Annotated in this window: 16 protein-coding genes; 6 read left to right on the forward strand and 10 right to left on the reverse strand. The window is 67.1% G+C overall.

Translation table 11 applies throughout. The features are described from left to right. Positions 1-32 precede the first annotated feature (32 nt). Both mgtA and F8O07_RS08010 read right to left on the reverse strand, forming a co-directional pair. Entirely contained in the window at positions 33-2,681 is a 2,649-nt protein-coding gene (mgtA, locus tag F8O07_RS08005; protein WP_158031540.1) for a magnesium-translocating P-type ATPase, read from the reverse strand. 55 nt (positions 2,682-2,736) lie between these two features. Further along, positions 2,737-4,179 carry an FAD-binding oxidoreductase gene (locus F8O07_RS08010; protein WP_158031541.1) on the reverse strand — a complete coding sequence of 481 codons (1,443 nt, stop codon included), beginning with the start codon at positions 4,177-4,179 and terminating at the stop codon, positions 2,737-2,739. 191 nt (positions 4,180-4,370) lie between these two features. Here F8O07_RS08010 and F8O07_RS08015 point away from each other — a divergent pair, with 191 nt between their 5' ends. Genes F8O07_RS08015 through mnhG form a run of 6 tightly spaced genes read left to right on the forward strand, consistent with a single transcriptional unit; the run spans position 4,371 to position 10,819 of the window. Then, on the forward strand, positions 4,371-7,391 hold the full coding sequence (locus tag F8O07_RS08015; protein ID WP_225733224.1) for a Na+/H+ antiporter subunit A: 3,021 nt from the start codon (positions 4,371-4,373) through the stop codon (positions 7,389-7,391). Next, entirely contained in the window at positions 7,388-7,915 is a 528-nt protein-coding gene (locus F8O07_RS08020) for an NADH-quinone oxidoreductase subunit K (protein WP_158031542.1), read from the forward strand. Before F8O07_RS08015 ends, F8O07_RS08020 begins: the two co-directional genes overlap by 4 nt. Further along, the gene (locus F8O07_RS08025) at positions 7,912-9,489 is read left to right on the forward strand and encodes a Na+/H+ antiporter subunit D (protein WP_158031543.1); all 1,578 of its coding nucleotides are present in this window, start codon (positions 7,912-7,914) and stop codon (positions 9,487-9,489) included. The genes F8O07_RS08020 and F8O07_RS08025 overlap by 4 nt, the downstream gene beginning before the upstream one ends. Beyond that, positions 9,486-10,139 (forward strand): Na+/H+ antiporter subunit E, encoded by a 654-nt coding sequence (locus F8O07_RS08030; RefSeq protein WP_158031544.1) that lies wholly within the window; start codon positions 9,486-9,488, stop codon positions 10,137-10,139. Before F8O07_RS08025 ends, F8O07_RS08030 begins: the two co-directional genes overlap by 4 nt. Before the next feature lie 4 nt (positions 10,140-10,143). After that, complete coding sequence (locus tag F8O07_RS08035) at positions 10,144-10,449, forward strand: monovalent cation/H+ antiporter complex subunit F (RefSeq protein WP_158031545.1); 306 nt, start codon at positions 10,144-10,146, stop codon at positions 10,447-10,449. Next, complete coding sequence (mnhG, locus tag F8O07_RS08040) at positions 10,439-10,819, forward strand: monovalent cation/H(+) antiporter subunit G (RefSeq protein ID WP_158031546.1); 381 nt, start codon at positions 10,439-10,441, stop codon at positions 10,817-10,819. Before F8O07_RS08035 ends, mnhG begins: the two co-directional genes overlap by 11 nt. 20 nt (positions 10,820-10,839) lie before the next feature. On the opposite strand, the gene pyk is transcribed toward mnhG, so the two are convergent. From pyk to F8O07_RS08080, 8 genes are all read right to left on the reverse strand, one after another. Next, positions 10,840-12,342 (reverse strand): pyruvate kinase, encoded by a 1,503-nt coding sequence (gene pyk / locus F8O07_RS08045; protein ID WP_158031547.1) that lies wholly within the window; start codon positions 12,340-12,342, stop codon positions 10,840-10,842. A gap of 108 nt (positions 12,343-12,450) precedes the next feature. Continuing rightward, positions 12,451-13,926, reverse strand: a complete 1,476-nt coding sequence (locus F8O07_RS08050; protein WP_158031548.1) for a glutamate synthase subunit beta — start codon at positions 13,924-13,926, stop codon at positions 12,451-12,453. Next, positions 13,919-18,535 (reverse strand): glutamate synthase large subunit, encoded by a 4,617-nt coding sequence (gene gltB / locus F8O07_RS08055; protein ID WP_158031549.1) that lies wholly within the window; start codon positions 18,533-18,535, stop codon positions 13,919-13,921. Before gltB ends, F8O07_RS08050 begins: the two co-directional genes overlap by 8 nt. Positions 18,536-18,734: 199 nt before the next feature. Beyond that, the gene (gene lgt, locus F8O07_RS08060; protein ID WP_158031550.1) at positions 18,735-19,685 is read right to left on the reverse strand and encodes a prolipoprotein diacylglyceryl transferase; all 951 of its coding nucleotides are present in this window, start codon (positions 19,683-19,685) and stop codon (positions 18,735-18,737) included. 36 nt (positions 19,686-19,721) lie between these two features. Next, positions 19,722-20,525: a tryptophan synthase subunit alpha gene (gene trpA / locus F8O07_RS08065; protein WP_158031551.1), complete on the reverse strand. Its 804-nt coding sequence runs from the start codon at positions 20,523-20,525 to the stop codon at positions 19,722-19,724. Next, complete coding sequence (trpB, locus tag F8O07_RS08070; protein WP_158031552.1) at positions 20,522-21,796, reverse strand: tryptophan synthase subunit beta; 1,275 nt, start codon at positions 21,794-21,796, stop codon at positions 20,522-20,524. Before trpB ends, trpA begins: the two co-directional genes overlap by 4 nt. Positions 21,797-21,970: 174 nt before the next feature. Further along, entirely contained in the window at positions 21,971-22,741 is a 771-nt protein-coding gene (gene trpC / locus F8O07_RS08075; RefSeq protein ID WP_412973613.1) for an indole-3-glycerol phosphate synthase TrpC, read from the reverse strand. A 9-nt stretch (positions 22,742-22,750) separates the two neighbouring features. Next, entirely contained in the window at positions 22,751-22,981 is a 231-nt protein-coding gene (locus F8O07_RS08080) for a DUF6704 family protein (RefSeq protein ID WP_412973462.1), read from the reverse strand. Positions 22,982-22,985: the final 4 nt, after the last annotated feature.

Genomic DNA, 22,985 nt, shown 5'->3' on the forward strand with positions numbered 1-22,985 from the left:
GACGATGATACCGTGCTGACGGCCGATGCCGGTCATCCGCGCTGCAGGGCCTCGATGAACCGCCGCTTCAGCAGTTCGTTGCAGGCGAGGTACGCCAGCGAGATCACGATCACGGCGGCCATCAGCATCCCCGAGACCGCATCCAGCCCGAGCACGCCGGCCAGCGGCGAATAGGGCACCCACAGTGTGAACACGCCCACGATCACGCTCAGCACGACCAGCCCACGGCCCGGACGAGTGCGGAAGAGCGGCCGGGCCGAACGCATGGAGAAGAGCACGATGAGTTCGGTGATCGTCGATTCGAGGAACCAGGCGCTGCGGAACGTCACGTCGTCGGTGTGGAACACCTGCATCAGCACGACGAAGGTGATGATGTCGAAGGCAGCCGACAGCAGGCCGAAGACCAGCATGAAGTTGCGGATCGCCGCGATGTTCCACTGACCGGGGCGCCTGACCAGCTCGTCGTCGACGCGATCCGACGCGATCGCCATCGAGGGCAGGTCTGTGAGAAAGTTCAGCACCAGAACCTGACGGGGCAGCAGCGGCAGAAACGGCAGGAAGATGCTCGCGACGGCCATCGAGATCATGTTCCCGAAGCTCGCGCTGGTCGTCACACGCACATACTTCAGAGTGTTCGCAAACGTCTCTCGGCCGAGTCGTACGCCGTCGTTGACCACCCCGAGACTCTTGTCGAGCAGCACGACCGAAGCCGCGTCGCGGGCGACCGGATGCGCCGTGTCGACCGAAATGCCGACATCGGCTGCGTGCAGGGCGGGTGCGTCGTTGATGCCGTCGCCGAGATAGGCCACGCCGTGCTCTCCCCCGCTGCGCTGGTCGCCACGGTCGAGGTTCAGTCGCAGGGTGCGCACGATACGTGCTTTGTGGGCAGGCTCGACTTCGGCGTAGACGTCGGTGTCGGTCACGGCCGCCGAGAGTTCGTCGTCGCTCATGCGATCGATCTCGGGCCCGGTCAGCACGGTGTCGTCGTCGAGCCGAAGCTCACGGGCCACGTGGCCGGCAGCATAGCGGTTGTCGCCGGTGATGACTTTGACGCGCACGCCGGAGTCGCGCAGCGCGGCGATGTCCTGCTGCACATCGGCTTTGATCGGATCATGGAAGCAGAGCAGGCCGCGCAGGGTGAGCCCGTGCTCGTCGTCGGCGGTCATCCGGTGTTCACCCGGCTCAGCGGCATCGGCTCGACGCGTCGCCAGCCCCAGCACGCGGTACCCTTCGCCGCTCAGTGCGCGAAAGCGTTCGTCGAGTTCGCTGCGGTGGGCGTCGAGCGGCTCGTCTCGGCCGTCGATGCGCACGGTGGCGCAGGTGTCCAGCACTTTGTCGAAGGCCCCTTTACAGACCAGCAGCGGGCCGCGCGCCGTGCCTGCCGTGGCATCCGCCGCCGACCCGTCGTCGTCGACGCCGTCGACCAGCACGCTCAGCCGCTTGCGTGAGAAGTCGTACGGAAGCTCCCCCACGGCTCGCGCGCTCGGGGGCACGGTGGCCTGGGCGAGCACCGCCTGGTCGAGCGGATTCGCGAAGCCGGTCTGCAGCCCGGCGTTGAGCACGGCCAACCGGCCGACCGCCTCGTCAGAGCGCCCCGAAGGATCGGCCGCGAGGTCGAGGCCGGCCGACCCGATCGTCACGGTGCCCGTCTTGTCTGTGCAGAGAACCGAGACCGAGCCCAGATCTTCGATGGCGTCGAGCCGCTTCACGATCACTTTGCGGCGGGCCATCTTGCGTGCCCCCGTCGCCAGGCTGACCGAGGTGATGGCCGGCAGCATCTGCGGAGTCAGCCCGATCGCGAGCGCGACCGCGAACATCAGCGCCTCCAGCACCTCGCGACCGAGCACCCAGTTCACGACGAAGATGAATACGGTGAGCACGATCATGAGGCGCAGCAGCAGTGTGCCGAACTTCGTCATGCCTCGCTGGAACTGCGTCGGCCCGGTTCTGCCGGTCAGCTGAGCCGAGAGCCGGCCGAACTCCGTCTGCGTGCCCGTGTGCACGACGAGAGCACGTGCGGTGCCGCTCACGACGTGAGACCCCTGGAAGACGGCGTTGAGACGACCCGAGAGCGCGGCGTCTGCGGCCACGTCGGCATCGGCGTTCTTCTCGACCGGGAAGGTCTCTCCCGTGAGGCTCGACTCGTCGACCAGCAGGCTGTCGGCGTCAAGCAGACGGGCGTCTGCGGGAATGAGCGATCCGGCCGAGAGCACGACGATGTCTCCGGGCACGATCGACGCGACCGGCACTTCGGAGTCGCGCCCGTCGCGTCGGACGATCGCTGTGGTCGCGACTCGACTCATCAGCTCGCGCACGGCGTTGCCGGCGCGATGCTCCTGCCAGAAGCCGAGCAGACCTGAGGCGAGCACGATCAGTATCACGATGAAGCCGTCGACTGCGTCGGCCACGATGAACGAGATGACCGCGGCCACCAGCAGAATGAGCGTGATCGGGCTGCTGAACTGTCGCAGCACTGCCCGAACGACGGCGAATGCTCCCGTGTCTGCGCCGGTTGTGGTGTGTCGCGTGTCGAGACGCTGCGTGGCGGCCTCGGGGGTCAGCCCGGCAACGGGGTCGTCAGTGCCGAGACGCCGAAGCAGGTCTGGAACTGCCACCGCCCACCAGGTGTCTTTGGCCTGGGGAGCATTGGCGGGCGAGACCGAATGAGACCGAGTGCGCATGGCCCCAAGTCTAAGTGCGCTCTCTACCTCGCGGGTTCAGTGCTCGCTGGGCTGCTCAGAGCTTCTTGCCGGGGTTCAGTATTCCGCGCGGGTCGAACGCCGCCTTCACACGAATCTGCAGAGCCAGGAGCTCAGACGAGAACTCGGTGCCGAGCGCGCTGCGCTTGAGCGTGCCCACCCCGTGCTCGCCGGTGATGGTGCCGCCGAGCTCGATGGTGCGAGTGAGGATCTGCTCATAGGCGCGGTGCGCTCGGGCCAGGCTGTCGGCGTCGCCTGCGACATAGCCGACGATCGGGTGCAGGTTGCCGTCGCCCACGTGCCCGCCGGTCGCCACCGGCGCACCGGTCTCGGCTGCGGCCTGCTCGATCACGCGCAGCAGCTTCAGCAGCCGACCTCGCGGCACCGCGATGTCTTCGGTGAGCAGCGTGCCGAACTCCGCGTAGAGGGCCGGATGCAGCTGACGGCGGATCTCAAGCAGCGCATCGACTTCGGCCGCGTTCCGGGCCAGGTCGATGCGCACCGCATGATGGCTCTCGAAGATGCGCTGATATTCGGCGACGTCTTCGGTGGCGCGCCCGATCTCGTCGGATTCGACGATCAGCATGGCGGCGACGTCGTCGGGCAGCTTCGCGTTCGGGTTGAAATGGTTGATCGCCTGAATGGTGCGCTGGTCGAGCATCTCGAGTGCGCTTGGCCGGCGGGCGTTGGACGCCGTCTCGGCGGCTGCGGCGAGCGCGTCCTCCAGCGTGGGAAAGAGCGCTGCAGCGCCGGCGGCCTCACCGGGCAGCGGACGCAGCGCCAGGGTGGCCTGCGTCACGATGCCGAGAGTGCCCTCGGAGCCGACGATCAGACTCGTGAGATCGAGCCCGGCGACGCCCTTCACCGAGTCGTGCCCGGTGCGCACAACGGTGCCGTCGGCCAGCACCACCGTCAGGCTGCGCACTGAGTCGCCGGTGACGCCGTACTTCACGCAGCGCATGCCGCCTGCGTTGGTGACGATGTTGCCGCCGATCGAGCTGATGTGCACCGATCCCGGATCGACTGGATAGAACAGCCCCTGCTCACGCACGGCAGCCGCCAGATCACCAGTGATCACGCCTGGCTGCACGGTGACCAGCTGGTCGTCGACGTCGATGCGCAGAATGCGGTTCATCAGGGTGAGGTCGAGCAGGATCGCACCGGGAACCGCATCGGCACCGCCGACGACCCCGGTACGGGTGCCCTGTGGCACCACGGGAATCACCAGATCGTTGGCGATCGCCATGACGGCTGCGACCTCTTCGGTGCTGGTCGGCAGCACCAGTGCGAGGGCCAGCGCCGGGGAGTCATCGACGCCGGTGTCGTGGCCGTGGTCGAGCAGCTCGGCGCGGCCGGTGACGACGTGATCGGCGCCGAGAGCCTCGGTCAGGCGAGCGACTGCGCTGCGCTGCGCGTCGCTGAGCAGGACGCTGGAGGATGTTGCGAGTGGGTCTGTGGGTGCATCGGCTGCAGTGTTCATGATGGAGTCAAGCTTACCCTCGTCAGCTTCACGACCTGCCTGCGAACCGCTGGGAGCCGATCGAGCGTCCGAGGCGCCCGAGCCCGGCGGCCACGCCGCTGGGGCCGGAAGTGAACGGGTAGTATTGGGAATATTCTTCCCGACGCATACGTTTGAGACCCTGAATGCCCCCGATCTCGTGAGGTGAGTCCGTGCCCGTAGCCTTCGTCGCAGTACTGGTCGCCATGCTCATAGCCTGGCCATCTGTGCGACGTTGGGGATCACGCGGGTTCATGCCGATCGGCACTGTCGTCGCCGTCGCCTTCCTCGCCCTGCTCGCCGAAGCGCCGAAGGTACTCTCCGGAGCGGTTCCGGCGTTTGATCTGCCGTGGATTCCGCAGCTCGGGGTGAGCCTCTCGTTCCAGCTGGACGCCCTGAGCTGGGCGATGTCGCTGGTCGTCACTGGCGTCGGCGCGCTGGTGCTGTTCTACTGCAGCGCCTACTTCACCGACTCCGAGCCCTCTCTCAGCCGGTTCGCCACGCTGCTGACCAGCTTCGCCGCAGTCATGCTCGGTCTGGTCACCAGCGACGACATCGTCGTGATGTTCGTGTTCTGGGAGGTCACGAGCGTGCTCTCCTACCTGTTGATCGGGCACACCTCTGACCGACGGGAGTCGCGAGGCGCTGCGCTCCAGGCGCTGCTGGTGACGACCTTCGGCGGGCTGATCATGCTGGTGGGCGTGGCCATTCTGGTGATCGACAACGGCACGACCTCTCTGACGCAGATCGTCGCAGACCCCGCGATGAGCGCCGGCACGCCCTGGGCGGTGCTCATGATCGTGATCGGCGCACTGAGCAAGTCGGCGATCGTCCCATTCCACTTCTGGCTGCCATCGGCCATGGCCGGCCCCACACCGGTGAGCGCCTACCTGCACTCGGCGGCAATGGTCAAGGCAGGCATCTATCTGGTGCTGCGCTTCGCGCCCGGCTACGCCCAAGTGCCGGGGTGGCACGAAGTGCTGGTTCCGCTCGGCCTCGTCACACTGCTGATCGGCGGCTGGCGAGCCCTGCGTCAGTATGACTTGAAGCTGCTGCTGGCCTACGGCACCGTCAGCCAGCTCGGCCTGCTCATCACCGTCGCCGCGATCGGCACCCACGACGCTGCGGTCGCGGCTCTGGCTCTGCTCGTCGCCCACTCGCTGTTCAAGGCCAGCCTGTTCATGATCGTCGGAGTCATCGATCACAACTTCGGCACCCGGGATCTGCGAGCGCTGCGAGGTCTCGGGCGCGGCCATCCGCTGCTCGCGGTCGTCACCGCGCTGAGCGCGGCATCGATGGCAGGGCTGCCGCCGATGCTGGGGTTCCTGGCCAAAGAGAGCGCTCTGACGGCCATGCTCGACTGGCAGCACGGCTGGTCGGTCTGGGTGACGGCAGTCGCCGCACTGGGTTCCGTGCTCACCGTCGCGTACTCCGCCCGGTTCGCCTTCGGAGCCCTCAGCAGCCGCCCGCGCAAGACCGGATCGTCCAACGTCGACACCAGCACCGTGCACGTGCTCGTCGACTGCAGCCAGCCACAGGCGCACGGCAATGTGGGGCTCATCGGCCCGGTCATCCTCTTGGGGCTCTCGCTGCTGCTGGCGATCTGGCCGACCGGCCTCGACCATCTCGCGACGGCGACCGCCGCGGCGCTGCCCGCCGGTGAGCATCCGCTGCATCTCGCGCTCTGGCACGGCTTCACCCCGGCCCTGGGCATCAGTGTGATCGTCATCGCACTCGGAGCGCTGCTCTTCGTGCTGAGACGACCCGTGGCGAAGCTCCAGGCCAGGGTGCCGGACTGGATCGAACTCTCCCGGTGGTATTCGGCGACGCTCGCCGCAACCGACTGGATCTCGGCTCGGGTGACGCTGTTCGCACAGCGCGGCGGTCTGCCCGGCTATCTGGGCACCGTCTTCGTCGCCTTCGTCGCGGCGCTCGGACTGGCCCTGCTGCGCGTGCAGCTCTGGCCCGGCGAGATGGTGCCGTTCCACTCCGTCGCACAGCTCGGCATCGCCGCCCTGATGGCCGTCGCGGCCCTCGCCGCCGTCCGTGCCCGGCGCCGTCTGCTGGCCATGCTCTTGGTCGGAGCCACCGGCTACGGCATGGTCGCGCTCTTCACGCTGCAGGGCGCCCCCGACCTCGCGCTCACGCAGCTGCTGGTCGAGACCGTGACCCTCGTGATCTTCGTGCTGGTCGCGCGTCGCCTTCCGCGGCATTTCGAACGAGCCGAGGGAATCAAGCGGGTCTGGCCCAAGGCCGTCATCGCCGTCGCCGTCGGGGCGGTCATGGCCGGCGTCGCACTCGCCGTCGTGGGTGCGCGCAGCCAGACGCCGATCTCAGCGCAGATGCCCGATCTGGCATATCTCGAAGGGCACGGTCGCAACGTGGTCAACGTGCTTCTCGTCGATCTGCGTGGCTGGGACACCATGGGCGAGATCTCGGTGCTGGTCGCCGTCGCCACGGGTGTGGCCAGTCTGGTCTTCGTCACCCACCGCACCGGCAGAGTCCCCTCGATCAGCGCCCAGGGCCAGCGACGCCGTCGTCTGCAGCGTCTGGCACCCGTCGTCGAACCGGTCACCGGGGCCCTGCCCGTGGTCGACCCGAACACCGGCCGTCCCGTCAGTCAGACGGCGCTGCAGCGCACCATTGACGCGCACGACGAGGTCGACGACGACAGCACTCGCCGAAGCTGGCTGATGGCCGGCCGAACCTTGGCCCCCGATCATCGGTCGCTGATGGTCGAGGTCGTCGTCCGGCTGCTCTTCCTGCCGCTCATGCTGATCTCGGTGATGCTGCTGATCGCCGGGCACAACCAGCCCGGCGGCGGCTTCGCCGGCGGACTCGTCGCCGGTCTCGCCCTGGTGCTGCGCTATCTGGCCGCCGGCCGCTACGAGCTCGGGGAGGCCCTTCCGGTGCCACCAGGTGTCCTGCTCGGCACCGGGCTCGCCACAGCGGTCGGCACGGGAGCCCTCTCGATGCTCTTCGGCGAGCCGTTCCTCACCTCTCTGTGGTGGCAGGCGACGCTGCCGATCATCGGTGAGGTGAAGCTGGGCACCCCCACACTCTTCGACATCGGCGTCTATCTCGTCGTGCTCGGGCTGGTGTTCGACGTACTGCGCTCACTGGGCGCTGGCATCGACGAGCAGTCCGTCTCGGACGAATCGATCGTCGACGACTGGGCGGAGGGCGTGCGATGAGCGTCTCCCTCACTCTGATCGTCTTGATGGCCGTCATGTACGCCTGCGGCGTCTATGCGATGCTCGAGCGCAGCCTCAGTCGAATCCTGATCGGCTTTCTGCTCATCGGCAACGCGACGAACCTGCTTCTCATCATCGTCGCAGGCCCGCCCGGAGAGGCACCGATCGTCGAAGACGGCGTCACCAGCGACCAGATGGCCGATCCCCTGCCGCAGGCCCTCACGCTCACCGCCATCGTGATCACCTTCGGCATCACCGCGCTGCTGCTGGCGCTGATCTACCGAAACTGGCGGCTGTCTCGCCAGGAGCACACCGAGGAGCACACGGCAGTGCCCGGCACAGACCTGCATGCCGATGACGAGACCGCCGTGCTCGTGCGACAGGCCGCGGGCGACGATGCCGCGCTGCACCAGGCCATCGACGCCAGCGACGCGAACGACAGCCGCGACGATGTCTCCGACGCAGACGACTCGAGCACCGCATCCGCACCAAACCGCCACGATCGACAGAGAGGCCATCGATGAACATCGCACAGCTGCTGCCGATCATCGTCGCGCTGCCGCTCGCGGCTGCGGCGACCTCGCTGCTGCTCGGGCGGCGCCCCAAGACACAGATCGTGGTCACCCTCGGCACCCTGCTCGTCGTGCTCGGCATCGGCGTCGCCACTCTGGTGGCCGCCGATCATGACAACGTCGTGAGCATCGTGTTGGGCGGCTGGCAGGCGCCATGGGGCATCTCGCTGGTGGCCGACCGGCTCAGTGCTCTGCTCGTCGTCGTCGCCACGACCATGCTGCTCGGCGTCTTGGTCTACGCCATCGGTCAGGGCATCACCGACGGAGACGCCGAGACGCCCGTGACGATCTTCCAGCCGACCTACTTGGTGCTCGCAGCCGGTCTCTTCAACGCCTTTCTGGCCGGCGACCTGTTCAACATGTTCGTCGGCTTCGAGATCATGCTCGCGGCCAGCTATGTGCTGATCACCCTCGGCGGAACCGGCCCGCGCATCCGTTCGGGAGTCATCTACATCGTCGTCTCGCTGGTCTCGTCGGTGTTCTTTCTCGTCGCGATCGCGCTGCTCTACGGCGCGACCGGCACCGTGAACATGGCTCAGCTCGCACAGCGCATTCCCGAGCTGCCTGCCGAGACGCAGACCATCGTGCATCTGTCGCTGCTGCTCGGCTTCTGCATCAAAGCGGCGGTCTTCCCGCTGTCGTTCTGGCTGCCCGACTCATACCCGACCGCGCCGGCACCTGTGACGGCGGTGTTCGCCGGCCTGCTCACCAAAGTCGGCGTCTACGCGATCATCCGCACCGAGACGCTGCTCTTCGCCCATCACGACGTGAGCACGCCGCTGATGACCCTCGCCTTCTTCACGCTGCTGATCGGCATCATGGGCGCGATCGCTCAGGCGGACATCAGGCGACTGCTCTCGTTCACTCTGGTCAGCCACATCGGCTACATGCTCTTCGGCATCGCCCTGGGCACGCAGGCGGGCATCGCAGCCACGATTTACTACATGGTGCATCACATCACCGTGCAGACCACCCTCTTCCTAGCGGTCGGCTTGGTCGAACGAGTCGGCGGCACCACGTCGCTGACGCGGCTCAGCGGAGTGCTCAACGCCTCGCCGCTGATCTCGGCGCTGTTCCTGGTGCCCGCGCTCAACCTCGGCGGCATCCCGCCGTTCAGCGGGTTCATCGGCAAGCTCGCCCTGATCCTGGCCGGCGTGCAGACGGCCAACTGGCTGACTTGGGTGGTCATCGGAGCGATGATCCTCACTTCGCTGCTGACGCTGTACCCTCTGGCCCGGGTCTGGAACCTCGGTTTCTGGCGACCAGCGATCGACCCCGACCGCCGGCACAGCCGCATGCTCCGATCGCTGCAGGAGAACCCGTTGGCCCCGCCCCGCAGAGTCGCGCAGCGTGACGTGTCGAAGCTGATGATCTCGGCAACCGCAGGCATGGTCGTGCTCACCCTCGCGCTCACGGTCTTCGCCGGGCCTCTGCTGGGCTTCGCCGACCGGGCCGCGACCACCGTGGCAGACCCGCTCTGGATGATCGCCACCCTGCTCGGCCCGCTGAGCGGAGGTGCAGCATGAGACAGAGGCTCAGGGCCGGCTGGCAGGAGCTGCTCACCGTCATCGTGCTCACGGTGGTCTGGTGCCTGCTTTGGGGCAAGCTCGACGCGTTCACCGTGATCGGCGGGCTGGTGATCAGTTGGATGCTGGTCGCGATGTTCTATCTGCCGCCGCTCGAGATCACCGGGCGTCTGCATCCGATCTCGGCGGCCTACGCCTTCGTGCGACTGACCCTCGACATCGTCCGCGCCTCGATGATCGTCGCCGCGCAGGCGCTCTGGCCCTGGTGGCGGCCCACCGGTGCCGTGGTCAAATTCGATCTGCACACCACCGACGACCTCATCATCACTCTCACGGCTGAGGCGATCTCGCTGGTGCCGGGCTCGCTGGTCGTCGAGATCGACCGCAACAACGGAGTGCTGTACGTGCATGCCTTCGGTGTGCGGACTGCGGCCGACATCGAACGCGCCCGCTGTCAGGCGCTCGACCAGGAGGCTCGCATCATCATGGCGTTGGGCAGCTCCGCCGAGCGGCAGGCGGTGCGAGGTCTGGCCGCCCGTCGGCGTGCGGATGCGCGAAGGGGCCCGCATCACGAGAGCGGCTCCGACTCGACGCCGGCTCACACATCACCCGTCGATCTGTCGACGCCGACGTCACGAGAGGAGCGCTGACATCATGCCCACCTGGCTCACGATCCTGCTGGTGGTCGTCTACGGGGCGACTGCTGCACTGTGCATTCTGCGCATCGTGCGCGGACCGAGCGTTCTCGACCGCATCGTCGCCTCAGACGTGCTGCTGGTGACGCTGATGTGCGCTCTCGGCACCGAGATGGCCGTGACCGGACACACGCACACCATGCCGATTCTGATCGTGCTCGCGATGTTCGGGGTGATCGGGTCATTCGCCGTGTCACGCTTTCTGGTCACGGCGAAAGATCCGCTGCGCGACGAAGCACCGGAGGAGGCCGCAGATGGACGGTGACACGATTCGCTTCACGATCGCCGGCGTGCTGCTCGGCCTGGGCGCGCTGCTCTCGCTCTCGGCCGCGGTCGGCCTGCTGCGCTTTCCCGATCTGCTCTCGCGCATGCATGCGGCCACCAAGCCGCAGATTCTCGGGCTCATCTGCGTCACCGCGGCGATCGCCGTGCTGAACCCCACTCCCCTGGTGATCGGCACCGCGATCGTGCTCATCACTCTGCAGATGCTCACCGCCCCCATCGCCGCCCATATGGTCGGGCGCGCTCACTATCGCAGCGACGATCTGCGAGACGATCTGCTCGTGGTCGACGAGCTCGCCGAGCACATCGCCGAGGCCGACGATGAGCACAGCGGCTCCCCGAACGTGCGCTGAACGGTGCCGCGGGGCGATGATCAGCGGATGATCGTCTCGCGACTCTCGGCGACTGCGCTCTGCATCATCTGTGCCGTGGTCTGCCGGTACCCCGGCGCGGCCTGTCCGACCGCCTCGCCGACGGTGAGCACCCGCAGGTCGTTGGTCGACCCGGGGATGCCGGGCGGGCTCCCGGCGGCGACGATGACCCGCTCGCCCGGTTTCGCCCGCCCCGAGTCGATCAGGTAGGTGTCGACGCTCAGCACGATCTCGTCCGTGGTCTGCAGAAACGGCACGAGCACCGACTCCACGCCCCAGATCGGCGTCATCGCACGCCGAGTCGAATCGTCATAGGTGAAGACCAGCAGCGGCAGCTCGTCGCGCAGGCGCGAGACCCGACGTGCCGTGTTGCCGCTGGCGGTGAAGACGCACAGATACTTCGCATCGACATGGTGCGCCACCTCGACGGCCGCGCGGGTGATGGCGCCGGCCAGCGTGTGCGGCTGAGTGCCGAGCGGCGGAATGCGATGAAGGCCGTGCTGCTCGATCGACTCGATGATGTTCGACATCGTCTGCACCGTCTCGACCGGGTGGGCGCCCACTGAGGTCTCGCCGCTGAGCATGAGCGCGTCGGCGCCGTCCAGTACCGCGTTCGCGCAGTCTGACGCCTCGGCGCGGGTCGGGCGTGCGCTGGTGATCATCGATTCGAGCATCTGTGTGGCGACGATCACGGGGCGGGCACACTGGCGCGCGAGCTCGATGGCGCGCTTCTGCACGACCGGCACCTGTTCGAGGGGCAGTTCGACCCCCAAATCGCCGCGAGCCACCATCACCATGTCGAACGCCTCGGTGATCGCGTCGAGCACCTCGACGGCCTGGGGCTTCTCGATCTTGGCGATCACCGGCAGCCGCACGCCATGGGCGGCCATCACCTCGCGCACCGCGGTGACATCGTCGGGGCTGCGCACGAACGAGAGTGCGATCAGGTCGACGCCGAGGTCCAGCGCCCAGTGCAGGTTCTCTTCGTCGCGATCGCTCAGTGCGGGAACATCCACCGCCACACCGGGCAGGTTGATGCCCTTGTGGTCTGAGACACGGCCGCCCACGACCACCTCGCAGGTGACGTCTGTGGCGTCCACAGCGGTGGCGCGCAGCGAGATGTTCCCGTCGTCGATCAGCAGCTGGTCGCCGACGCTCACGTTCTTGGGCAGGTCGGCGAAGGTGGTGCCCACGATGTCGGCGTCACCCGGCACATCGCGCGTGGTGATTGTGAACGTGTCGCCGACGGCGAGGGTCTGCGGCCCCGCAGCGAACTGCGCCAGCCGGATCTTCGGCCCCTGCAGATCGACCAGCACGCCGACCGGTTTGTGCAGTCGAGCGGCGACTTCGCGCACCGTCTCGATGTAGCGCCGGTGCTGCTCATGGTCGCCGTGGCTCATGTTGATGCGGGCGACGTCCATGCCCGCACGAATCATGCTCTCGATGACCTCGGCGTCGTCCGTCGACGGCCCCAGTGTCGCGATGATCTTCGCTCTGCGTCGCATGCCACTCCAATCGGTTCGACAGTTCGTTCTGCCGAGTCAATTCTAGGCCGCTGCGTTGAACGTGAGACGAACGTCGCGGGTCACCGCCGATGTCGGGTCATCGCACGCTCATCGCACGCTCATCGCTCGGTCGTTGGCCGCGACCGGCCGCGGAAGCACGGTCTCGCCCTCGAGGTACTGGTCGACCTGCGCGGCGGCGGCCCGGCCCTCTGCGATCGCCCAGACGATGAGCGACTGTCCGCGTCCGGCGTCGCCCGCGACGAACACGCCGTCGACGTCGGTCGAGTAGTCGTTCTCGCGCTCCAGCGCGCCCCTGCCCGTCGTCGACAGGCCGATCTGCTCGTCTGCGCCGTTGACCTCGGGACCGGTGAAGCCCATCGCGATGAAGACCAAGTCAGCCGGCAGATCGCTCTCGGTGCCGTCTTTCGGGCCTCGCGAACCGTCGGCGCGGTACTCGGTCTCGGCGATGCGCAGTGCACGTACGTGTCCGTCATCGTCGCCGACGAACGCCTCGGTGCAGGCCAGGAACCTCCGCTCGCCGCCGTGTCCGTCGGCCTCTTCGTGCGAGGTCGAGACCTCGAAGAGCTTCGGCATGGTGGGCCAGGGCTCGTGATTCGACCTGGTGATGCCCGGCTGGCGGCCGATGGCGAGGTTGGTCACCGATGCCGCCCCCTGCCGGATCGCGGTGCCGATGCAGTCTGAACCGGTGTCGCCGCCGCCGATGACGATGACGTGCTTGCCACGCGCGTCGATCTGGTCGGCGACCTCGTCGCCGGCCACGACTCGGTTCGCCTGGGTGAGATAGTCCATCGCGAAGTGGATGCCGTGGAGCTCCCGCCCCGGCATCGGCAGGTCTCGCGGCGTGGTCGCGCCCGTGGTCACGACGACGGCGTCAAAGCGCTCACGCAGCTGCTGCCACGAGATGTCGGTGCCGACGCTCACGCCGCTGCGGAAGCGGGTGCCCTCAGCCATCATCTGGTTCAGTCGGGCGTCGAGCACTTTCTTCTCGAGCTTGAAGTCGGGAATGCCGTACCGCAGGAGCCCTCCGATGCGGTCGTCGCGTTCATAGACGACCACAGTGTGCCCGGCACGAGTGAGCTGCTGCGCCGCGGCGAGTCCTGCCGGGCCTGAGCCGACGACGGCCACGCTCTTGCCGCTCAGACGCTCCGGCTGGTGCGGCTCGACCCAGCCGCGATCGTAGGCCTGGTCGATGATCGAGACCTCGATCTGCTTGATCGTGACCGCCGGCTGGTTGATGCCGAGCACGCAGGCCGACTCGCAGGGTGCCGGGCAGAGGCGTCCGGTGAACTCGGGAAAGTTGTTGGTCGCGTGCAGCCGTTCGATGGCATCCTTCGGATGCTGGCGCCAGACGAGATCGTTCCATTCCGGGATCAGATTGCCGAGGGGGCAGCCGCTGTGACAGAAGGGCACGCCGCAGTCCATGCAGCGCGACGACTGCTCCTGCAGCTGCAGCGGATCCTGGCGCTCGTAGACCTCTTTCCAGTCCATGATGCGCACGTCGACCGGACGCCGCTTGGGCAGGGCGCGATTGCGAACGGTGAGAAAACCATGTGGGTCAGCCACGAGTGACCTCCAAGATCGTGTTCCAGACCTCGGCGCCGTCGGGGTCAAGCCCCTGCGCCTCGGCGTCCGACCGGGCACGCAGCACACGAGCGTAGTTGGTCGGCAGCAGTTTGGTGAAGTGCGTGACCGTCTCGTCGAAGTCGGCGAGCATGCGCTCGGCGACCGTCGACCCGGTCTCGATGCGGTGACGTTCAAGCAGGTCGTGCAGCAGCGCGATGTCGTCGGCGTCCAGCTCGAGCAGCTGCAGCTCGTTGCCCGCCAGCGCTTCGACGTTGATGCGATCGCGCTCGAGATCATGCACCAGAGCGATGCCGCCCGACATGCCGGCGCCGATGTTCCGGCCTGTGCGGCCGAGAATGACGGCCACGCCGCCCGTCATATACTCGAGCGCGTGATCGCCCACGCCCTCGACCACGGCGGTCGCTCCCGAGTTGCGCACCAGAAAGCGTTCGCCGACGAGCCCCCGCAGCAGCATCGTGCCGCTGGTCGCCCCGTAGCCGATCACGTTGCCGGCGATGACGTTGTGCTCGGCGACGAAGCGGGTGCCGGCAGGCGGGTACAGCACGAGCTGTCCGCCGCTGAGACCCTTGCCGACATAGTCGTTGCTGTCGCCTTCGAGACGCAGCGTGACGCCGTGCGGCAGAAAGGCGCCCAGTGACTGCCCGGCCGAGCCGTGCAGGGTGACGTCGATCGTGCCGTCGGGCAGCCCTTCGGCTCCGTGTGCCATCGTCACGTGGTAGCCGAGCATGGTGCCGACCGCACGCTCCGTGTTGCGGATACCCAGGTCGATGTGCACTGGTTCGCCGGTCTCGATCGCGGCCTGAGAGAGTGCGATGAGCTGATTGTCGAAGTGCTGCTCGAGCTCGTGATCCTGGTTGACGAGATGTCGTCTCGGTGCGTCGGCGGGCAGTTCCGGTCCGTGCAGAATCGGGTCGAGATCGAGCCCCTGTGCCTTGAGCTCTGTAGCGGCCGGGGCCACATCGAGCAGATCTGTGCGACCGATCAGCTCTTCCATGGTGCGCACACCGAGCTCGGCCATGTACTCGCGCACCTGCTGGGCGATGAACTCGAAGAAAGTCACCACGTGCTCGGCCTTGCCGGTGAAACGCGAACGCAGCTCAGGGTTCTGCGTCGCGACGCCGACCGGGCAGGTGTCTTTGTGGCAGACGCGCATCATGATGCAGCCCTCGACGACCAGTGCCGTCGTGGCGAACCCGAACTCCTCGGCCCCGAGCAGTGCGGCGATGATCACGTCGCGTCCGGTCTTGAGCTGGCCGTCGGCCTGCACGACGACGCGGTCGCGCAGCCCGTTGAGCTGCAGCGTCTGCTGCGTCTCGGCCAGGCCGATCTCCCACGGAGTGCCCGCATGCTTCAGCGAGTTCAGCGGGCTGGCGCCGGTGCCGCCGTCATGGCCTGAGACCAGCACCACGTCGGCCTTGGCCTTGGCGACGCCCGCGGCCACGGCGCCGATGCCGTTCTCGCTCACCAGCTTCACATGGATGCGCGCCTTCGGGTTGGCCCGCTTCAGATCGAAGATGAGCTGTTTGAGATCTTCGATCGAATAGATGTCGTGATGCGGGGGCGGCGAGATCAGTCCGACTCCCGCCGTCGAGTGCCGCGTGCGCGCGATCCACGGGTACATCTTCGCTCCCGGCAGCTGGCCGCCCTCGCCGGGCTTGGCTCCTTGGGCGAGCTTGATCTGCAGGTCGTCGGCGTGCGCCAGGTACATGCTGGTCACCCCGAAGCGCCCCGAGGCCACCTGCTTGATGGAGCTGCGCCGTTCGGGGTCGAGCAGCCTTTCGAGGTCTTCGCCGCCCTCACCGGTGTTGGACTTGCCGCCGATGCGATTCATCGCGATCGCGAGGGTCTGGTGGGCCTCCTGCGAGATCGAGCCGTAGCTCATCGCGCCGGTCGAGAACCGCTTGAACAGCTCGCTGGCCGGTTCGACCTCGTCGATGGGGATGCTCTGGCCGGGCTCGGTGCGCAGACGGAAGAGCCCGCGAATGGTCTTGAGCTCGCGCGACTGGTCGTCGACGAGATCGGTGTACTCCTTGAAGATGTCGTAGCGACGGGTCTTGGTGGAGTGCTGCAGACGGAAGATCGTGTCGGGGTTGAAGAGGTGAGCGGAGCCGTCGCGGCGCCACTTGTACTCTCCGCCGACCGGCAGCTGCTGATGCACGGTGGCCGCAGGTTCGAGAGGGTACGCCAGTGCATGGCGTCGGGCGTTGTCGTGCTCGATCTCGAGCAGGCCGATGCCGCCGAGCTTCGAGACGGTGCCGGTGAAGAACTCGTCGATGACCTCTTGGGAGATGCCGACCGCTTCGAAGGTCTGCGCACCGACGTAGGAGGCCACCGTCGAGATGCCCATCTTCGACATGATCTTGAGCACGCCCTTGCCGAGCGCCTTGATCAGGTTGCGCACCGCGGTGTCGGCCGAGACGCCCTGCACCAGCCCGGAGCGCACAAGATCCTCTGCACTCTCCATGGCCAGATACGGGTTGACTGCACTCGCGCCGTAGCCGAGCAGAGTCGCGACGTGGTGCACCTCGCGCACATCGCCGGCTTCGGCGATCAGACCGACTCGGCGGCGACACTCCTGTCGCACCAGGTGGTGGTTGATCGCGCCGATGGCCAGCAGCGAGGGAATCGGGGCCTGTTCGGCTGTCGAGTCGCGGTCGCTGATCACGATGAACTCGACGCCGCGCTGCACGGCGGCAAGCGCTTCGTCGCACATCTCGTCGAGGCGACGGCGCAGACCGGTGACGCCGTCGTGCACCGGGTAGGTCGAGCGCAGCGTGACGGTGCCGGTGAAGCCGCTGCGGCGACCGACGTGCTGGATCTTCGCGAGCTGGTCGTTGGTGATGACCGGGAAGTCGATCCGCACCTGACGAGCCGAGGCCGGTTCGAGGCTGAGCAGGTTCTGCTCTGGCCCGATGCCCGCAGAGAGCGCTGTCACCAGCTGCTCACGGATCGAGTCGAGCGGCGGGTTGGTGACCTGGGCGAAGGTCTGGGTGAAGTAGTCGAAGAGCAGGCGCGGCTTCTCGCTGAGTGCGGCGATCGGCGTGTCGGTGCCCATCGCGCCGAGCGGTTCGGCGCCGGCCTTAGCCATGGGGCCGATCAGCATGGTCAGGTCTTCTTCGGTGTAGCCGAAGGTTCGCTGACGACGGGACACCGAGGCACGGGTGTGCAGGATGTGCTCGCGCTCCGGCAGATCCTTCAGAGAGACCTGCACGTCGTCGAGCCATTTCTTCCACGGCTTCTGCTCGGCGAGCGTCTGCTTGACCTCGCTGTCTGGAACGATGCGACCGGCCTTGGTGTCGACCAGGAACATGCGACCGGGCTGCAGCCGCCCGCGGCGCATCACGTTCTCTGGTGCGACGTCGATGACGCCGGTCTCGCTGCCGACCACGACGAGCCCGTCGCGGGTGATCACGTAGCGTCCCGGGCGCAGGCCGTTGCGGTCAAGCGTCGCGCCGACGAGCGTGCCGTCGGTGAACGAGATGGCCGCCGGCCCGTCCCAGGGCTCGATCAGGGTGGCATGGTAGGCGTAGAACGCCTTGAGCTCCGGGTCCATGTGCTCGTTGTGCTCCCACGCCTCGGGCACCATCATCAGCACCGCGTGCGGCAGCGAACGACCGCCGAGGTGCAGCAGCTCGAGCGTCTCGTCGAACGACGCGGAGTCGCTGCCGCCGTCGGAGACCAGCGGAGTGAGACCGCTGAGGTCGCCGAGCAGCGGGCTGGAGATGTCCGCCTGACGGGCTCTCATGGAGTTGCGGTTGCCCTTCACCGTGTTGATCTCGCCGTTGTGCGCGATCATGCGGAACGGCTGCGCGAGGGGCCACGACGGGAAGGTGTTGGTCGAGTACCGGGAGTGCACCAGCGCCAGTTCGGTCTCGAAGCGTTCGTCAGAGAGGTCGGGAAAGAAGGGCTCGAGCTGCAGCGTCGTGACCATGCCTTTGTAGACGATGGTGCGGCTCGACAGCGACGGGATGAAGACGTCTGTGGTCTTGCTGGCACGGCGCCGAAGCCGGTAGACGATGCGGTCGAGTTCGATGCCGCGAGCGGTCGGCCCGTCGACTCCCAGTCGAGCCACGAAGATCTGCTCGAAGGCCGGCATCGTCTCCCGCGCCTGGGTGCCGATGGCGCTGTCGTCGGTGGGCACTTCGCGCCATCCGAGCACGGTCAGCCCCTCTTCGCGGGCGATGAGATCGATGGTGCGCTTCGCGCGTTCGCGCTGCACCTGATCGAGCGGCAGATAGATCATGCCGGCGGCGTACTCGCCTTTGTCCGGCAGGGCGAAGTCGACGACCTCGCTGAAGAAGCGATGCGGAATCTGCAGCAGAATGCCGGCGCCGTCACCTGTGCCGGCGTCAGATCCGACGGCACCGCGGTGTTCGAGGTTGCGCAGTGCGTTGAGCGCGTGATCGACGATGTCGTGGCCGGGTGCTCCGCGCAGGGTGGCCACCATGGCCAGCCCGCAGGCGTCTTTCTCGGCTTCACGTCGGTAGAGACCGGCATCGCCGGGGATGTGACTGAACCGGGTGAATTCGGAGTCGGGCGCTGTGCCCGAATGGCGATGCTCTGCAGTGGATGCGGAGTGACTCTGCATTGTAGGACTCCTTCATGCGCGCCGGCTCAGAAGCGTCTGCTCGTATGCGCTCATGGTCACGAGAGCTCGTGTTCATGACGGCCGTGTTACGGCGCCATGACATCGCATGCTGATCCAGCGAGGAAGTCCAACTTTATCCGGCTATTGTTACCGGAATCTCACATTGTGTTACAGGCACGTTACAGAACCTGCGCCGATGTCAGCTGCGCTCGCTGGCTTTCGAGTCTGCTGCGGAGGCGACCTCGGCATCCGCCGAATCGGCGTCGACGGCAGCAGACGAGACGGCGACCTGCTCGAGCGCCTCGAGCCGGGCCAGATGCTCCGGCCGGTACGGGCTCGGCTCGGCACCGGGGTGACGGCGCGCCTGCACGAACATGATGACCAGGCCGATGACGACGACGGCGACGGCGCCCCACTGGTTCAGACGCGCTCCGAGGAAGACGGCGATCGGGTCGAGGCGCATGCCCTCGACGAAGAATCGGCCGATGCCGTACCAGACCAGGTAGAGACCGAAGAGACGGCCCCACTGCAGCGCGAAGCGGCGCCCGGCCCAGAGCAGCACGAGCACGCCGATGAGGTTCCACAGCGATTCGTAGAGAAAGGCCGGGTGGAAGAGCGTGCCTTCGGGCAGTCCCACCGGGAAGGCGCTGTTGCTCGCCGGGATCTGAATGCCCCACGGCAGGTTCGTCGGGGTTCCGAAGAGCTCGTTGTTGAAGTAGTTGCCCCACCGGCCGAGTGCCTGCGCGAGCAGGATGCCGGGGGCCGCCGCATCGAGCAGCGTGGTCAGCCGCAGGCCGGCGAGATGCGTGCCGATGACGGCTCCCACCACGCCGAGCAGCAGTGCGCCGAAGATCGCCAGACCGCCCTCCCAGATGTAGAGAAAGCGCAGCGGGTCGCCGGTGCCGGTGAAGTAGTCGGCCGGGTGCGTGAAGACGTGGTAGAGGCGCCCGCCGATGATGCCGAACGGCACCGCCCACAGCGCCACATCGAGCACGGCCCAGCCGTCGGCCCCACGGTGTTTCAGGCGCACACCCGTGACCCAGCAGGCGAGCACGATGCCGATGGCGATGATCACACCGTAGTAGTGGATGGTGAGCGACCCGATGGAGAACGCTCCGGTGCCGGGGGTGGGAAAGCTGGCGAGATTCACGACTCGTATCCTAGTCTCTTCTGCTCGAGCGGCGGTCTAAGCGGTCGCTCGGGATGTCTTGCCGTCAGCGAGCTGCTCGGCGAGCGTCGCGACGGCGGACGCTCCTCCGTCTCGCAGAGCCCGCACGAACGCCGACCCCACGATGGCGCCGTCGGCGTAGCCGAGCACGTCGGCGACCTGATCGGGGCGCGAGATGCCGAGGCCGACCGCAAGGGGGCGGTCGGTGAACGCACGCAGTCGGGCGGTGAGCTTGCCTGCGCGCTCGTCGACCTCGGTGCGGGTGCCGGTGACGCCCATGGTCGACACCACGTAGACGAAGCCGCGCGAGGTGTCGGAGATCAGCCGCAGTCGTTCGTCCGACGACGTCGGAGCAGCGAGAAAGACGTGGTCGAGATCGTGCGCTTCAGCCGCGGTGATCCAGTCGGCGCCCTCGTCGGGCACCAGGTCGGGAGTGATGAGCCCGGCGCCGCCCGCCTGCTGCAGGTCTCGGGCGTACTCTTCGACGCCGTGCTGCAGAACGAGATTCCAGTACGACATGACCAGCACGGGCACGTCGACACGACGGCGGATCGCCTCGATCGCACGAAAGACGTCCGAGACGCGGAAGCCGCGCTCAAGCGCCGCACCGGTGGCCGCTTGGATGACCGGGCCGTCCATGACGGGATCTGAGTACGGCACGCCCAGCTCGATCACGTCGACGCCGTGCTCGGCCATTGCGACCACGGCGTCCACACTCGCGTCGAAATCGGGGAAGCCGACCGGCAGGTATCCGATCAGGGAGCCATGAGCACCATCGTCACCGGATTCGGCACGGGTGCGCAGCAGCGGTTCGACGCTCATCGGCGTTCCTCCTTGGTCGCGGACTGATTCGTGTCGGCGGGCCTCTGCTCGCCGGGTCCGGCCATCTGCTCGGGGTCGGTGATGTACCCGAAATAGCGTGCCGCGGTCTCCATGTCTTTGTCACCGCGGCCGGAGAGCGAGACCAAGAGCACGGCGTCGGGTCCGAGCCGGCGGCCCTCACGGATGGCACCGGCGACGGCGTGTGCGGATTCGATCGCCGGAATGATGCCCTCGGTGCGCGACAGGTCGCGGAAGGCGCTCATGGCCTCGTCGTCGGTGACCGCCTCGTAGCGGGCACGTCCGATGTCAGAGAGCCATGAGTGCTCCGGGCCGACGCCCGGGTAGTCGAGGCCGGCAGAGATCGAATGGCTCTCGATGGTCTGGCCGTCGTCGTCCTGCAGCAGATAGCTCTTGGCACCGTGCAGGGTGCCGGAGCGGCCGCGCTCGATCGTCGCCGCATGGTGAGGTGTGTCGATGCCTTCGCCGCCGGCTTCGATGCCGAGCAGTGCCACTTCGGGGTCGTCGAGGAACGCGTTGAAGATGCCCATGGCATTCGAGCCGCCGCCGACGCAGGCGATGACTTCGTCGGGCAGCCGACCGATCTTCTCTGACAGCTGCTCGCGTGCCTCGTCGCCGATGACCTTCTGCAGATCGCGCACGATCTCGGGGAAGGGATGTGGCCCGGCGACGGTTCCCATCAGATAGTGCGTCGTGTCGAGGTTGGCGACCCAGTCGCGCAGCCCCTCGTTGATGGCGTCTTTCAGCGTGCGCGAACCGGTGCGTGCAGGCACCACCTCGGCTCCCAGCAGCTCCATGCGAGCGACGTTGAGCGCCTGGCGCTCGATGTCGACCTCGCCCATGTAGATCTGGCATTCGAAGCCGAACACCGCCGCAGCGGTCGCCGTGGCGACACCATGCTGGCCAGCCCCGGTCTCGGCGATCAGCCGTGTCTTGCCCATGCGTTTGGCGAGCAGCGCCTGCCCGAGCACGTTGTTGATCTTGTGCGCGCCGGTGTGGTTGAGGTCTTCGCGTTTGAGCCAGATCTTCGCGCCCCCGGCCAGCTCGCTGAGCCGCGGGGCGAAGGTGAGCAGCGACGGCCGACCGGTGTAGTCACGGGCGAGCCGTTCGATCTCGGCCTGGAACTCAGGGTCGGCCTGGGCCTCATGCCAGGTGCGATCGAGCTCGTCGAGTGCGGTGATGAGCGGCTCGGGCACGAACCTGCCGCCAAAGGCGCCAAAGTACGGCCCTGTCGTCTCGCTGAGCTTCGTCATGCGTTCCTTCCACACTGTTCGTTCACCCACACAGATTGTCCTCTGTGTGCAGGAGTGCCACAAGAATTTGTTCGGCCGGGCCGGCCGCACGAGCGAGGTGCCGGCGGAGGCTGATCGGTCGATCGCCTGCCTGTGACCTGGTCGGGATGTGCGGCCGACTCGGTCGAATCGACTTCAGACCCCGGTGAACTGCGGCAGCAGCTTTGCCGGGTCTCCCGTGACCAAGGCCTGGCCCACCAGCACGGCGTCTGCGCCGGCGGCGCGATAGTCGCGCACGTCTTCTGCGGTGCGCACCGCAGATTCGGCGACCTTCACGACGTCGTCGGGAATCTGTGCGGCGAGGGCGGAGAACCGCGACGGATCTTCGGCGAAGTCTTTGAGGTCACGCGCGTTGACTCCGATGATGCGTGCACCGCTGGCCACGGCTGCCCGCACCTCGTCGTCATTGTGCGTCTCGACCAGTGCGTGCATGCCCAATGACTCGGCCAGCTCGCGCAGAGTGCGCAGCCGGCTCTCTGAGAGACCGGCGACGATGAGCAGCACCAGGTCTGCGCCGGCGGCACGCGCCTCGACGATCTGGTACTCAGTGGCGATGAAGTCTTTGCGCAGCACCGGCACGCGAACGCGCTGACGCACCGCGCGCAGGTCGTCGAGCGACCCTTTGAAGCGCGTGCGCTCGGTGAGCACAGAGATGACTGAGGCCCCGTTGGCGGCGTAGGTCTCGGCGAGCAGCGCCGGATCGGGGATGTCGGCGAGATCGCCGCGCGAGGGGCTGGCACGCTTCACCTCGGCGATCACGTGGATGTGATCGCTTCTGGTCAGCGCCGCATAGCCGTCTCGTGCGGGAGGCTGGGCCGCAGCCAGCGACTGCACCTCTGCGAGCGGCGTCTGCGCCTCGCGCACTGCGGCATCGCTCAGCGCAGCCTCATACAGGCTGTCGAGAATGGTCATCGGTCAGTGCGACTTGTGCGCATACCTCGGGCTGTGCGCACCGAACCCTGCCTTCGAGAGCACGACGCCGACGATCACACCCACGGCAGCGACGATCGCAGCGACGAGCACGCCCACCGGATGACCGGCCACGAACGCGATGGTGCCGATGATGAAAGCCGCCAGCACGATGATCACCGCCGTCCATGCGGCCGGCGAGTTGCCGTGGCCGGGATTGATGATTTCTTCGCTGATCTCG

Source organism: Pseudoclavibacter sp. CFCC 13796, assembly GCF_008831185.1.
In the GTDB taxonomy this organism is placed as follows: domain Bacteria; phylum Actinomycetota; class Actinomycetes; order Actinomycetales; family Microbacteriaceae; genus Pseudoclavibacter_A.

Bases quoted from the DNA above. Each gene is read 5' to 3' on its own strand.
- F8O07_RS08010 (WP_158031541.1), bottom strand. From the start codon at position 4,179: ATGAACACTGCAGCCGATGCACCCACAGACCCACTCGCAACATCCTCC.
- mgtA (WP_158031540.1), bottom strand. From the start codon at position 2,681: ATGCGCACTCGGTCTCATTCGGTCTCGCCCGCCAATGCTCCCCAGGCC.
- F8O07_RS08030 (WP_158031544.1), top strand. From the start codon at position 9,486: ATGAGACAGAGGCTCAGGGCCGGCTGGCAGGAGCTGCTCACCGTCATC.
- trpB (WP_158031552.1), bottom strand. From the start codon at position 21,796: ATGACGAAGCTCAGCGAGACGACAGGGCCGTACTTTGGCGCCTTTGGC.
- F8O07_RS08020 (WP_158031542.1), top strand. From the start codon at position 7,388: ATGAGCGTCTCCCTCACTCTGATCGTCTTGATGGCCGTCATGTACGCC.
- F8O07_RS08025 (WP_158031543.1), top strand. From the start codon at position 7,912: ATGAACATCGCACAGCTGCTGCCGATCATCGTCGCGCTGCCGCTCGCG.
- pyk (WP_158031547.1), bottom strand. From the start codon at position 12,342: ATGCGACGCAGAGCGAAGATCATCGCGACACTGGGGCCGTCGACGGAC.
- gltB (WP_158031549.1), bottom strand. From the start codon at position 18,535: ATGCAGAGTCACTCCGCATCCACTGCAGAGCATCGCCATTCGGGCACA.
- trpA (WP_158031551.1), bottom strand. From the start codon at position 20,525: ATGAGCGTCGAACCGCTGCTGCGCACCCGTGCCGAATCCGGTGACGAT.
- mnhG (WP_158031546.1), top strand. From the start codon at position 10,439: ATGGACGGTGACACGATTCGCTTCACGATCGCCGGCGTGCTGCTCGGC.
- F8O07_RS08035 (WP_158031545.1), top strand. From the start codon at position 10,144: ATGCCCACCTGGCTCACGATCCTGCTGGTGGTCGTCTACGGGGCGACT.